The 12,839-nt window shown below is 67.5% G+C and carries 11 protein-coding genes; 5 read left to right on the forward strand and 6 right to left on the reverse strand.

The window, feature by feature from the left end; genetic code table 11:
- Positions 1-32 precede the first annotated feature (32 nt).
- Positions 33-1,325 (forward strand): RsmB/NOP family class I SAM-dependent RNA methyltransferase, encoded by a 1,293-nt coding sequence (locus tag AC07U1_RS22235; RefSeq protein WP_187142231.1) that lies wholly within the window; start codon positions 33-35, stop codon positions 1,323-1,325.
- Here AC07U1_RS22235 and AC07U1_RS22240 read toward each other — a convergent pair.
- From AC07U1_RS22240 to AC07U1_RS22250, 3 genes are all read right to left on the reverse strand, one after another.
- Positions 1,322-3,106: a TRAFs-binding domain-containing protein gene (locus tag AC07U1_RS22240; RefSeq protein ID WP_495177494.1), complete on the reverse strand. Its 1,785-nt coding sequence runs from the start codon at positions 3,104-3,106 to the stop codon at positions 1,322-1,324. The two genes, AC07U1_RS22235 and AC07U1_RS22240, sit on opposite strands and share 4 nt — an antisense overlap.
- The gene (locus tag AC07U1_RS22245) at positions 3,103-4,308 is read right to left on the reverse strand and encodes a TIR domain-containing protein (RefSeq protein ID WP_495177493.1); all 1,206 of its coding nucleotides are present in this window, start codon (positions 4,306-4,308) and stop codon (positions 3,103-3,105) included. Before AC07U1_RS22245 ends, AC07U1_RS22240 begins: the two co-directional genes overlap by 4 nt.
- Positions 4,309-4,415: 107 nt before the next feature.
- The gene (locus AC07U1_RS22250; RefSeq protein WP_495177492.1) at positions 4,416-6,137 is read right to left on the reverse strand and encodes a DUF885 domain-containing protein; all 1,722 of its coding nucleotides are present in this window, start codon (positions 6,135-6,137) and stop codon (positions 4,416-4,418) included.
- 128 nt (positions 6,138-6,265) lie between these two features.
- Here AC07U1_RS22250 and AC07U1_RS22255 point away from each other — a divergent pair, with 128 nt between their 5' ends.
- The 4 genes from AC07U1_RS22255 to AC07U1_RS22270 all read left to right on the forward strand — a co-directional run bounded on the left by AC07U1_RS22255 (position 6,266) and on the right by AC07U1_RS22270 (position 10,494).
- On the forward strand, positions 6,266-7,588 hold the full coding sequence (locus AC07U1_RS22255; RefSeq protein ID WP_082545255.1) for an MFS transporter: 1,323 nt from the start codon (positions 6,266-6,268) through the stop codon (positions 7,586-7,588).
- Positions 7,589-7,738: 150 nt separating this feature from the next.
- Positions 7,739-8,410: an RBBP9/YdeN family alpha/beta hydrolase gene (locus AC07U1_RS22260; protein WP_056351924.1), complete on the forward strand. Its 672-nt coding sequence runs from the start codon at positions 7,739-7,741 to the stop codon at positions 8,408-8,410.
- Positions 8,407-9,327, forward strand: coding sequence for a cysteine synthase A (gene cysK / locus AC07U1_RS22265; protein ID WP_187142226.1), 921 nt, complete (start codon positions 8,407-8,409; stop codon positions 9,325-9,327). Before AC07U1_RS22260 ends, cysK begins: the two co-directional genes overlap by 4 nt.
- A gap of 9 nt (positions 9,328-9,336) precedes the next feature.
- On the forward strand, positions 9,337-10,494 hold the full coding sequence (locus AC07U1_RS22270) for a cell wall hydrolase (protein ID WP_187142225.1): 1,158 nt from the start codon (positions 9,337-9,339) through the stop codon (positions 10,492-10,494).
- A 94-nt stretch (positions 10,495-10,588) separates the two neighbouring features.
- Here the strand turns inward: AC07U1_RS22270 and AC07U1_RS22275 are convergent, their stop codons facing one another.
- The 3 genes from AC07U1_RS22275 to AC07U1_RS22285 all read right to left on the reverse strand — a co-directional run.
- Positions 10,589-11,719 carry a zinc-binding dehydrogenase gene (locus AC07U1_RS22275; RefSeq protein WP_495177491.1) on the reverse strand — a complete coding sequence of 377 codons (1,131 nt, stop codon included), beginning with the start codon at positions 11,717-11,719 and terminating at the stop codon, positions 10,589-10,591.
- Between the two features lie 181 nt (positions 11,720-11,900).
- A complete protein-coding gene (locus AC07U1_RS22280) occupies positions 11,901-12,650 on the reverse strand; it encodes a 3'(2'),5'-bisphosphate nucleotidase CysQ (RefSeq protein WP_495177490.1) in 750 nt (249 codons plus the stop codon).
- A 3-nt stretch (positions 12,651-12,653) separates the two neighbouring features.
- Positions 12,654-12,839: adenylyl-sulfate kinase (locus AC07U1_RS22285; RefSeq protein WP_495177489.1), on the reverse strand; the 186-nt coding region annotated here is incomplete at its 5' end.

A 12,839-nucleotide genomic window follows, 5' to 3' on the forward strand; every position in this document is an offset into this window, starting at 1 on the left:
CGCCAACCGCCCCCGTACCGGATTCCGCCGTCATGGCTGACCGTCGTCCCCGCCGCCCCCGCGGCGCGCATCAGGCCGACCCGCCGGGCACCGCGACGCGCAAGGCGGCGCTGCGCCTGATCGACGCGGTGCTGCGCCGCGGCGACCCGCTCGACCTCGCCGCGCATGCGGCGACGCAGGGCCTGCCGCCGCCCGACCGCGCCTTTGCCGTGGCGATCGTCTCCGAAGCGCTGCGGTGGATGAGCGACATCGACATGCTCATCGACGGTGCGACCGCCCAGCCGCTGCCCGACGACGTCAAGTCGCGTGCCGTGCTGCGGATCGCGCTGGCGCAGTTGCTGGTGCTGAAAAGCCCGCCGCACGCCGTCGTGTCGACCGCGCTGCCGCTCGTCGACGGTGGCCCGCGCCGCCTCGTCCATGCGATCCTGTCGCGCGCGCAGCAGGAGGAATGGCAGCTGCCCGAAAGCGCGAGCCTGCCGCCGGCCACCGCCGAGCGCTGGGCCGCTTTATGGGGCGACGCCTTCGTCGCCGCCGCCGAAACCGCATGGAGCGCTCCGCCGCCGGTCGACCTCAGCTTCGCCGCCGCACCCGACGCGGCCGGCTGGGAGGGCGCGCAGTCGCTCGCCCCGCATCACCTTCGCCTGCCCCGCGGCCACGCGATCGAAACCCTGCCTGGCTTTCGCGAAGGCGGCTGGTGGGTCCAGGATCTCGCCGCCACCCTGCCCGCGCGCCTGCTCGGGGCCGGCGAAGGCCGCTCGGTCCTCGACCTCTGCGCCGCGCCGGGCGGCAAGACGATGCAGCTCGCCGCCGCCAGCTGGTCGGTTCTCGCGGTCGATTCGAGCGCCAAGCGCCTCGCGCGGCTCGAGGAGAATCTCGACCGCACCGGCCTTCACGCCGCCGTCGTCCAGGGCGATATCCGCAAATGGCAACCCGGCGAGGCCGCCGACGCGGTGCTGCTCGACGCGCCCTGTTCGGCGACCGGCATCTTCCGCCGCCACCCCGATGTGCTCCACCGCATCGAGCCGCGCCAGATTGCCGAAATGGCGGAATTGCAGGCCGAACTGCTCGGCCGTGCCGCGTTGTGGGTGAAGCCGGGCGGGGTGCTCGTCTATGCCACCTGCTCGCTCGAACCCGCCGAGGGCGAGGAGCGGATCGCCGCCTTCCTGGCCGATCATCCGGACTGGACCATCGACCCCGCACGCGCCGACGAACTTCCCGCGGGAATCGTCCCGACCGAACAGGGCTTCATCCGCACCCTTCCCGGGATGCTGGCCGAAGCGGGCGGCCTTGACGGTTTCTTCATCGCGCGGTTGCGGGCGCCCTAGGCCGCGCGGCGCGACAGGCGGTACAGCGCCAGCTCGCCATAATCCTTGGCGAGCCGCACCTTGCCGACATAGTCGCAGTCGAACTCGCGCGCGTCGCCGAGCGCGAGCATCGCCGCCATCGGCTGGGTGCAATAGATTTGCCCGACCAACGTCACCGGCTCGATCCGCGCGGTGCGCGTGACTTCGGTGCCGTACCATAGTTCGTTGCCAACCACCGGGTCCTGCCCGCGATAGATCGGCCCGAAGTGAATGCCGGTGCGCATCCCCGCCTGATGGCCTTCCAGCCCCAGCCCGGCGGGCAGCACATCGAGCCGTTCCTGCATGTCGAGCGCGATCCGCGCCGCGACCGCAGGGTCCGAAATGATCGCGTAAACCGCATCGCCCCACGTATTCCGGAACAGCACCGCCTCGCCATATTCGTCGAGCACGCGCCCTATACCGCCCATCACTTCCTGTGCAAAGATCGGTAACTCCGCCTCGCCAAGCTTTGAAAACCCAGCAAAATCGGCGAACAGGATCGCATACAGCCCGCGCCTCGTTCCCTCGGGCGGCTTGGGGGCCGGCGGGAACTCCAGCGACCGATCGAGGCCGCCGACCGCGATGGTCACCGTGCGCCCGCCATGCGCCTGCCACAGCGCGAGATCGGCGTTGGTCCCGGCGATCGCATTGGCGCTGCGCGCCGCCACCGCGGGGTCGACGACCGCGAACTGGATCGCGTCGCTTTCCAGTTCGCGCGCGCGCAATCGGGCGAGCCCCATCGCGGTGTGCGAGCCGAGGATGAACTGGCAATCGTCGCTGACGAAGCGGGTGTTGCTCGCGAAATGAACCATCGCCGCCGCGTCGCGGCAACGAATATAGCGCGCGACCCATGTCTCGCCGCCCGACCGCACCGACTGCGCGATAAAATCCTCCTCGGCAAAGGGCAGGATGATCGTCAGGTCGATGCCGCGCGCGATCGCCTCTTCGGCAAAGATGATGTCGGCACCGCAGGCGAGCGGACCGATCAAGGCCGACAAGGGCTGCGCATCGAGCGCGGCGGCGATCGCGCGCTGCGCCCCCGCCTCGCCCTCGCCCCCGGCACGGAACATCCGCCCGCAATAGACACCGACCGGCGGCGGCCGCAGCAGCTCGACGATCGCCGCCGCGCTGGCGGCCTCGATCGCGCCGCTCTGCGCCAGCCGCGCGAATTGACGGCAGGTCGAGGCGCGATCCCCGGCGCGCGCGCTGCCCATCATGTCGACCGCCTGCGCGTGGCGCAGCGCCTCGTCGCGGCGACCGAGCAGCAGCAGCGCCTCGATCAGCGTCACCGCGTCCCAATAATCGCCCGCCGCGCCCGCCGCCGCGATCGGCTCGGCGAGCGCGGCGGCGCGCTCGCGGTCGCCGAGCAGCGCGAACAGGCTCGCAGCGTTGATCGCCGGGAAGGTCGCGCCCGACACCTCCCACGCGTGATGATAGGCGGCGGCGGCCTTTTCGAGCCAGGGCCGCCGTTCGCCGGCGCGCTGGTCGAAGGCGCGGTCCTTCCAGATCCGCCCCGCGAGAGCGAGGCTGTCGACGTCGCCCGAACCGGCGAGATCGAGCGCCTCGTACAAATGCATCGCGCCGAGGCTGTCGCCCGATGCGGCGAGCGCGCGCACCATCAGGTAGCGCAATCGCGGGCTGTCGATGCCCGCGCGGCGCGCGGCGGCGGCGCAGTCGAACGCGCTCAACGCATCGCCCTGCCCCAGCCGGTGCGCCACCTCCGCTTCGCTAGCGGCGCAGTCCGGCGCTGCGCCTTCGCTCATTGCGCGGCGGCTTCGGCCGATTTCAGCAATGCGACATTGGCCTTTTCGATGCCCGAAAGCTGCACATTGTCGGTGGTCGGCTTGTACCAGCCAAACTGGCTGAAATGCGCACGCAGGCTGGCGTCCTTGAAGCGGAAGCCGTTGCGCGCGAAAATCTCGTTGCGCGCGATCCGCAGTTCGAGCGCGCTGTAATTGCCGAGTTCGTCCGCCGACAGCAGCCGCTCCGACGAATCGGGAATGACGACGCCGCTGCCACCGAGCCCGGTCGGCATCGGCCCGGCGGGAAGCGCCGCCGCCCCCGCGCCGGGTGCCGGATCGGGGTTCGCCCCGTCGAGCACGCGGATCAGCTTGCGGAACATATAGCCGGTGGTGCCGTCGCCCTTGCGCACGCGCCACCAGCTACCGCTCTGCTGATAGGTCAGGAACTTCTCGCCCTCGAGCACCTTGCCGAGGATCGCCGACTGCGACGAGGCTTGCGCACGGATGTTGGTGAAACCCTCTGGATCGTTGATCACCGCGGCGAGGACAAAAGCCTCAACCGGCGCCGCACCATCATCCGGCGCTTCCGGGGCGCCCGCGACGGCGGCGCTGCCCGATCCGGAGCCATCGCTCACCGTCGTCCGCATCGGCGTCGGCTGCAGCAGCCACCAGAGCAGGCCCGCGCCGACGATCGCCGCCGCGCCCAATATCCACGGCAGCGGCGAGGATCGCGGCGCCGCCGGCTCGGCGGGCGCGGAATAGGCGGCGGGAGCCGGAACCGGTGCGGGCGCCGGGGCCGGCGCGGGCGCCGCGGGCGGCGCTTCCACCGGCGCACGGCCGCACAATTCCTCCAGGCTCATCAGCACCTTGCGCCAGCCGCGATGATCGGCCTCGCCATGCCAGTCGGCGAGTTCGGCGAACTGGATCTGGTTGAACGGCAGCGGCGGCATGACGTCATCGATCGCGGTCTGCACCAGCTTCTTCTGGTTGCGCGCGACATCGGCCTCGGCGCGCACCCATTCGGATTGCGCCGATGTGTGCGACCAGACGACGATCGCGGCCTTGGCCATCCCGATCTTTTCGGTGATCACATCGCCATAGCTGCGGTGCGGCGGCAGTTCGGCGTCCCACCACACCTCATAACCCGCCGCTTTGACCGCCTGCGCGATTTCGGCCACGCGCGCCTTGTTGTCACGCGAATAGGAAATGAAGACATCGACCATCGGCTCGCCCCTGTTTGTGCGGGCGAAGCTAGCGGGGGTTGGTGCCTATTGCCAGTGCTCGCGGTCACATCCAACCCTCTCCCCGGAAGGGGAGAGGGTTATCAGCTTCAGAACACCGCCTTCGGCGCCGCTTCCTTCATCATCGCCGCGCGCACCATCGGGATCGGCGGGCCGCCGTACGACAGGAATTCGTCGTGGAACGCCTTCCACTTCGTCTTGTCGCCCTTGGTCCAGTCGTCGCGCAGCTTGCGGATCATCAGCTTGCCCATCGTATAGTTAAGATAGGCGGGATCATAGGTGCCGCGCGCCGCCTGTTGCCGCGCATTGCCCTCGTCCTGATAGCATTGGTCCTTGAACAGCTTTTCCGAATCCGCGACCGTCATGCCCTTGGTGTGCAGCCCGATCGCCGACAGATAGCGGCAATCGCGCAGCAGCGCGTTCGACAACTGGCCGATGTGCGTCTCGGGGTCGCCCTCGCCCAGCCCGGCGTCCCACATCATTTCCTCGGTATAATGCGCCCAGCCCTCGGCAAAGGCATAGCCGACGAACAATTTGCCGAAGATGCTCTCGGCGCGGTTCGCATGGAGGAAGTTCAGGAAGTGGCCCGGCCACACCTCATGGACCGAGGTGAACAACAGGTCCTTGCGCCCCGGCACGAAGTCCGCCTGCGTCTGCTTGTCCCACGCCGGGTCGGGCGGCGAGATGTAATAGACCGACGGCAGCCCTTTCTCATAGGGTCCGGGAATGTCGATATAGGCGCTGTTCTGCCGGTTGTACGGCGGCGATTCCTCGACCTGCGCCTGTTCGGTGCCGGGGATGCTGACGAGGTCCTTTTCGACGAGGAAGGCGCGCAGCGTCGGCAACTGGCGCCGCGCTTCGGCGACCGGGCCGTCGGCGGGCTTGTCGCTGTTCATCTTCTTCATGCAGTCGGCGATCGTCATGCCCGCGGCATAGGTGGCGCAGGCGGCCTTCAAGGCGTCCTGATTGCGCTTGAGGTCGGCCTGCCCGATCCGTTCGAGTTCGTCGATCGGCGTGTCGACGCCCTCGTTGGTCAGGATCATCTTGGCGAATTTGTCGGCGCCGAGCGCATAGCCGTCGGTCGTGCCCGGCTGCGATCCGACATATTTGGCAAGGTCGGTCATCGCCGCGCCCGCTTTCGCCGCCGCGTCGTCGAACTGCTTCTGCAGCGCTTCGTCCTTGACCGAAGCGAAGGCGGCCTTGGCGTCGCCCTTATAATAGTCGGCAAAGCCGCCGAAACCCGCGGTGCCATATTTGACGAAGGTTGCGGGCAGCGGCAGCTTGAGGTTCGCCTTGATCTGCGCGGCGGCTGCGGGAACCTTTTCGGCATAGGCGATGAACGCCTTCATCCGCGTCGTCGCATCGGCATAGGGCCGCGAGATATAGACATTGGGGTCGAGTGCACCGGTGTAGAAGGCCGGGTTCTTCGCCGCGAAGTCGGTATCGCGCAGGAAGAACAGCTGCCCCTCGGCGACCTTGACCAGATAATCGCGCTCGAATTTCTCGGCGTCGGTCATCGCGCCGTCGAACGCCTTGGCGTCGGCGATCGCCTTTTCCAGATACGCCGCCTGCTTCTCCAGTCCGGCGGGCGACCAGTCGGGCAGTTGCCCATCGAACTCATGCTTGCCCTGATAGACCGCAAAATTCGGGTTGAGCGGGAAATAGCCCTCGATGAAGCCGTCGCGAAACTGGGTCCAGCTCTTGGCGCCGGTCGCCGACGCCGACTTGTTGTCCGACGCGTTGCAACCGGCCAGGACGAACAGCGTCGCGGCCATGGCGACCCCGCCGAAGCGAGCGAATTTGCGTGTCATATCTTGAAACTCCCCGATGACGATGGCGGGTTTCTGCCACCATGACCGGCATGTGACACCTGCTAATCGACGAACGGCAGACCTATGCGGTCTGGACAGTGCCGAAAAGCCGGTTAGGGCGGATCGCAATGGCAACGATCCTCCCGCCCGACGCCGACGAACCGGCGATGCCCGAAACCCCGTCCAGGGCCCCCTCCCCGCTCAGTTTCGTCGACTACCGATATTTCTGGCTCGCGCGCTTCACCGCGGTGATGGCGACGATCGCGATGGTCGTGGTCATCGGTTACCAGCTCTACGACACCGCGCGCACCGATTACGGCATGTCGATCAAGGAGGCATCGTTCCAGCTCGGCCTGCTCGGGCTGTTCCAGTTCGTGCCGCTCGCGGTGCTCACCCCGGTCGCGGGCTGGGTCGCCGACCGTTTCGAACGGCGCAGCGTCGCGATCTTCTCGAACCTGATCGACCTCACCATCGCCGCCGCGCTCGGCTGGTTCACTTATACCGACGGACTCACCCTGCCCCTGCTCTTCGGCCTCGCCGCGCTGCACGGCGTCGCGCGCGTCTTTTCGGGTCCGGCGATGAGCGCGATCGCGCCGAACATCGTGCCCCCCGCCGTGCTACCGCGCGCGATCGCGATGAGCAGCATCGCCTGGCAGTCGGCCTCGGTCATCGGCCCCGCCGCGGGCGGATTGATCTACGCGGCCCATCCGACCTCGGTCTATATCTTCGCCGCCGTGCTGCTCGCTATCTCGGCCTTCACGATCAGCCGCGTCCGCCCCGTGCTGCCGCCGCCGGTCGAGGTGCGTCGCCACCCGTTGCGCGAAATGCTCGACGGGCTGCAATTCACCTGGCGCGAGCGATTCCTGCTCGGCACGATCACCCTCGACCTGTTCGCGGTGATCCTGTCGGGCGCGACCGCGCTGCTGCCGGTGTTCGCGCGCGACATTCTCCACAGCGACCTCATGGAAAATGCCACCATGCTCGGCCTGTTGCGCGCCGCCCCTGCGGTCGGCGCCGCGATCGTCGCATTGGGCCTCGCCTGGCGCCCGATCGAGCGCAATGTCGGGGTGAAGATGCTGTGGGCGGTCGTCGCCTTCGGCGCCGCGACCATCGCCTTCGGCCTGTCGACCAACCTCTTCCTGTCGCTCGCGATGCTGGCGTTGCTCGGCGCCGCCGACATGTTCTCGGTCTTCGTGCGTGGCACGCTGATCCAGCTCAACACCCCCGACCATATGCGCGGCCGCGTCAGCGCGGTGTCCGGCCTCGCGATCTCGGCTTCGAACGAGCTCGGCGAAATGCGCGCCGGATCGATGGCCGCTGCCTTCGGCCCGATCACCGCGATCGTCTTCGGCGGCGCGGCGGCGATCGGCGTCACCGCGCTCTGGGCATGGATATTCCCCGAACTGCGCCGCGCCCGCACCTTCGAACCGCAGTTCAAACAGGCCGCCTGACGCATTTCCGCGCCCGTCCGAAAGCGCGAAATCAACTCGTCGCAAACTGCCTTCCTTTCGCCACAAAGTGATTGTCAATTTATTTAGTTGAATTATCTCGGTTGCACCCGTCACCGCGGTTTCCTTCCTTCATCCGATGGAGATCCAGAGATGCACACCACGCTGATACGCCACAAAATCCTGACGATTCCGGGCCTCGACAACAGCGGCCCGCGCCATTGGCAGAGCCTGTGGGAACATAAATTCGCCGACTGCGAGCGAGTCGACCTCGGCAACTGGGCCGCGCCCGCAAAGGACCAATGGGTCGAACGCATCGCCGACGCGATCGCCGCCGAGGACGAACCGGTGCTGATCGCGGCGCACAGCCTCGGCTGCCACGCCTTCGCCCACTGGTTCGCCCATGCCGGCGGCGTCGCCCGTGCCCGCGTCGCCGGGGCGCTGCTCGTCGCGCCGCCCGACCTCGGCGACCTGCGCCGCGACAGCCGCGTCGCCGACTTCAGCGACGCCCCCGCCTTCACCTCGCGCACCCCGATCGTCGTGGTGGCGAGCGACAATGATCCCTATGCCAAGACCTCGCACGTCTGGCGGCTGTCGCGGCAATGGGACGCGCGCTTCGTCAATGCCGGGCCGTTCGGGCATATCAACGCCGACTCGGGCGTCGCCGATTGGCCTTATGGACAGTATCTGCTCGCATCGTTACAACCCGCGCCCACGCCCGCCCTCGCCGACGAAGCGCTTTGGCTCCGCAGCGGAGACTGGCCCAATCGTCTCGCGCGGCGCGATCCGCGGTTCGACTTCAAGGAAAGCCTGCACCGACCATGAAAGCCAATTCGATCCTCGATACCATCGGCAACACCCCGCACATCCGGGTCGCCAAGCTGTTCCCCGACGCCGAAGTCTGGGTGAAGTCGGAACGCAGCAACCCGGGCGGGTCGATCAAGGATCGCATCGGCCTGGCGATGATCGAGGCGGCCGAGCGTGACGGCAGCCTTCAACCCGGCGGCACCATCGTCGAGCCGACGTCGGGCAACACTGGCATCGGCCTCGCGATGGCCGCCGCGGTCAAGGGCTACAAGCTCGTGCTCGTCATGCCCGAAAGCATGTCGCTCGAACGCCGCCGCCTGATGCTCGCCTATGGCGCGACCTTCGACCTGACGCCGCGCGAAAAGGGCATGAAGGGTGCGATCGAACGCGCGATCGAATTGGTCGAGACGACTCCGGGCGCATGGATGCCGCAGCAGTTCGAGAATGAGGCGAACATCGACGTCCATGTCCGCACCACCGGCCCCGAAATCCTCGCCGATTTCGCCGACACCCCGATCGACGCGCTGATCACCGGGGTTGGCACCGGCGGCCATATCACCGGCGTTGCGCAATTTCTGAAAGGCCATTGGCCGAACCTCAAGGTCTTCGCGGTCGAGCCCGTCGCATCGCCGGTCATCTCGGGCGGCCAACCCGGCCCGCATCCGATCCAGGGCATCGGCGCCGGCTTCATCCCGCGCAACCTGCACACCGACCTGCTCGACGGCGTGATCAAGGTCGAGGCCGCCGACGCCAAGGACTATGCGCGCCGCTCGGCGACCGAGGAAGGCATGCTCGTCGGCATCTCGTCGGGCGCCACCCTTGCCGCGATCGCCCAGAAACTCGCCGAGCTGCCCGCGGGCAGCCGCGTCCTCGGCTTCAACTACGACACCGGCGAACGCTACCTCTCGGTCCCCGACTTCCTCCCGGAAATCTGAGGCACTCCCATGGCGCGCGAAGCGCCCGCAGCAACGACGCCATTGTGGCGCGACCGGTCGGCATGGCTGTTCGCGCTGCTGGCGGTCGGCGCGATCGTCGCGGTGCTCTACGCGAGCAGCCTCGGCGGTCCCGCGAGCTACAGCGTGCACCTGCCTCCCGTCGCGCCGCCCGCCAGCACGGTTCCGGAGGTGCTCCCGATGGAATTGGCGCCGATCGCCGAGGACGACGCGCGCGCCGCCAATGCCAAAATCCCGCTGGTGACCAAGGGTTTCGTCGCGGCGCGACCCTTCGTCTATGCCGGCGACGCCGACAACCGCGGACGCGCGCGCGACTGCCTCGCCGCCGCGATGCTCTATGAGGCGGGCGACGACAACAAGGGCCAACGCTCGGTCGGCCAGGTCATCATCAACCGCGTCCGCCATCCCGCCTTCCCCAAATCGATCTGCGGCGTCGTGTTCCAGGGGTCGGAACGCGTCACCGGCTGCCAGTTCACCTTCACCTGCGACGGCGCGTTGGCCCGCCGCTATTCGGATGCCGCGTGGACGCGGGCGCAGGTCAATGCCGAGATCATCCTGTCGGGCGGCACCGACCCGTCGGTCGGCCTCGCGACGCATTATCACACCGACTGGGTCCGCCCCTATTGGAGCGACAGCCTCGAAAAGATCGCGGTCGTCGACACCCACCTCTTCTTCCGCTGGCCCGGCTATTGGGGCACGCCCGGTGCCTTTCGCGGCAATGTCGCGGGGGTCGAGGCGCCGGTCGCCAAGATGGCGGCACTCTCGCCGCTGCACATGGCCGGCCTCCCTGCCGAACTCGCCGCCACCGAGGTCGATCCCGCCGCCGGCGAACCGCGCGTCACCGGCGCCGCGGTACCCGGCCAGGTGGTCTCGGGCGGGCGCGAGACGATCACCATCACCCTCGACCGCAAGGCGACCCCCGAAAGCTTCGTCACCCTCGCGCTGCGCCTCTGCGGCACCCGCGAATATTGCAAGTTCATGGGCTGGACCAACCCGGTGCTCAAGCCCGAGAGCGAAGCGATGAGCGACACCCAGCGCGCCGGCATGACCTTCTCCTACCTCCGCGACGACAAGGCGGGGTTCGAAAAGGCGCTGTGGAATTGCAGCGAATATAAGCGCGACGATGTAAGGCAGTGCATGAAGCGGTGATGACTGCTTTGGGGTGGGGAATCGGACGTAAACCCTCTCCCGCCGGGAGAGGGTTTTTCCGTTCGCGACGGCAACGAACTGGTCTTTCGCTAGCTTACGGCCGGATCAGATATTTCTCGCCCGTCCGCTTCGCATTATAGCCCGCGATCACATCGAGGTTCAAAGCCTCGACCAGCGAAATCTCATGGCTATAATGGCTCTTGAACGTCGTCGTCAGTTCGTCGACCACGCGTTTGCGGAGCCGCATATTGGTCTCCATCCCCGCCTTCTGCAGGAACGGCGTCAGCAGGAAGCCCGACAGCGACCAGGTCAGCCCGAAGCTGCGGTTCAGCACCGTCGGCCCCAGGTCGAGCGCGCCATAGATATAGACCTGCTTGAACGTGTCCGAGCCATAGCGGCTGTACGTCGTCATCCGCTTCACCGCCGCGACCTCCATCGCCGACAATATCTGCCCGGCGAGCTTGCCGCCGCCGATCGCATCGAAACCCAGCGTAGCACCGGTCTCGACCAGCGCCGCGGTCAGCTGCTCGACGAAATCGTCAGCGCCGCTATTAACGATATGCGTCGCGCCGATGCCCTTCAAGATTTCGACCTGCGCATCGCTGCGGACGATATTGACCAGCGGAATACCGTCCTTGGCGCAGATCTTGACGAGCATCTGGCCGAGGTTCGACGCCGCCGCGGTGTGGACGAGCGCGCTATGCCCCTCGGCCTTCATCGTCTCGGTGAAGGCGAGCGACGTCAGCGGATTGACGAAGCAGGAGGCGCCGTCGGCGGGCTCGGTGCCGTCGGGCAGGAGCATGCACATCATCGCCGGCAGGCAGCGATATTCGGCATAGATTTCGCCGCCGATCAGCGCGACGGTCTTGCCGACCAGCGCCTGCGCCTCGGGCGACGCGCCCGCTTTCACGACCAGCCCGCAGCCTTCGTTGCCGATCGCCAGCGCATCGCCGACCCGGCCCGTCATCGCGCGCATCCCGGCGGGCGGAATGTCGGCGGTGATCACCGGCAGCCCGTCGCGCTCCGACGCCCGCGCGGTCGACATGTCGGCGCCGCCGAACAGCAGGCCGAGGTCCGACGGATTGATCGGGGTCGCGAGGATCTTGACCAGCACTTCATGCGGCGCAGGCTCTGGCATCGGGCGGCGCTCGAACGACACCTCGAGTTCGCCCTCAGGCTTCACCAGCGTCAGCATCACGAGGTTGGTGTCAGGCAGGTCGGTCATCGCGCGTCTCCCATGGGTTCGGTTTTTCGATGCAACCGAAATAGGCGGACGCGGCCGGACTGGCAATCGCGAAGCGCGGCGCCCGTGTGGTTTTTGAAGGTAGATATAGGGGATTCTCCTCCCTTTCAGGGAGGGAAGAGCGAAGGCCGCAACCGCCCGGAACCTACCTCGCGCGCGCGCCCTACTCCGCCGCGACAAACTCCGCTGCCATCCGCAACGCTTCCGCCGCGAATTCCTTCCGGCAGATCAGCAGGTCGGGCAGATAGGGATTGGCGCAATTATACACCAAAGGCGACCCGTCGACCCGGCTGACGTGCAGCCCCGCCGCCGCCGCCACCGCCGCGGGGGCGCAATTGTCCCATTCATACTGCCCGCCGGTGTGGAGATAGATGTCGGCCTCACCGCGGACGACCGCCATCGCCTTGGCGCCCGCCGACCCCATCGCGAGCAGTTCGGCGCCGATCTTTTCCGCGACGAACACCGCTTCGGCAGCGGGCCGCGTCCGGCTCACCAGCATCTTCGGCGGCACATTCGCGGGTTCGAGCGGTTTCGGCGTTCCCGAGGTCAGCGTCAGCCCGAGCCCCGGGAGCGCGACCGCGCCGACGGTCGGCACGCCATCGATCGCGAGCGCGACATGCACCGCCCAGTCGCTGCGTCCCTCGCTATATTCGCGGGTGCCGTCGAGCGGATCGACGATCCACGCGCGGCTGCTCTGGCAGCGGATGACATTGTCCTTTTCCTCTTCGGAGAGGATCGCATCCTCGGGACGCGCGGCGCGCAATTCGTGCATCAGCATCGCATTGGCGCGCGCATCGCCGGCGTTGCCGAGCGCCTTGCCCTCGAACTCGCCCGACGCCTGCAATGCGAGCAGGATTACCCCCGCCGCGGTTGCCAGCCGCTCGGCCAGCGCCTCGTCACTTTCATATATCATCTCTTACCCTAGCAAGCGGTCCACGATCAGGTCGGCCGCCTCTTCGGGGGTCATCGCGGTGGTGTCTATCCTGATTTCGGCATCTTCGGGCGCCTCATAGGGGCTGTCGATACCGGTGAAGTTCTTGAGCTGCCCGGCGCGCGCTTTCTTGTAGAGCCCCTTGACGTCGCGCTTCTCGGCCTCGACCAG

This window comes from Sphingopyxis sp. GW821-FHT02C12 (genome assembly GCF_059421785.1).

Coding starts and splice junctions, on each gene's coding strand:
- AC07U1_RS22235 (WP_187142231.1), top strand. CDS start 33: ATGGCTGACCGTCGTCCCCGCCGCCCCCGCGGCGCGCATCAGGCCGAC.
- AC07U1_RS22240 (WP_495177494.1), bottom strand. CDS start 3,106: ATGAGCGAAGGCGCAGCGCCGGACTGCGCCGCTAGCGAAGCGGAGGTG.
- AC07U1_RS22245 (WP_495177493.1), bottom strand. CDS start 4,308: ATGGTCGATGTCTTCATTTCCTATTCGCGTGACAACAAGGCGCGCGTG.
- AC07U1_RS22250 (WP_495177492.1), bottom strand. CDS start 6,137: ATGACACGCAAATTCGCTCGCTTCGGCGGGGTCGCCATGGCCGCGACG.
- AC07U1_RS22255 (WP_082545255.1), top strand. CDS start 6,266: ATGGCAACGATCCTCCCGCCCGACGCCGACGAACCGGCGATGCCCGAA.
- AC07U1_RS22260 (WP_056351924.1), top strand. CDS start 7,739: ATGCACACCACGCTGATACGCCACAAAATCCTGACGATTCCGGGCCTC.
- cysK (WP_187142226.1), top strand. CDS start 8,407: ATGAAAGCCAATTCGATCCTCGATACCATCGGCAACACCCCGCACATC.
- AC07U1_RS22270 (WP_187142225.1), top strand. CDS start 9,337: ATGGCGCGCGAAGCGCCCGCAGCAACGACGCCATTGTGGCGCGACCGG.
- AC07U1_RS22275 (WP_495177491.1), bottom strand. CDS start 11,719: ATGACCGACCTGCCTGACACCAACCTCGTGATGCTGACGCTGGTGAAG.
- AC07U1_RS22280 (WP_495177490.1), bottom strand. CDS start 12,650: ATGATATATGAAAGTGACGAGGCGCTGGCCGAGCGGCTGGCAACCGCG.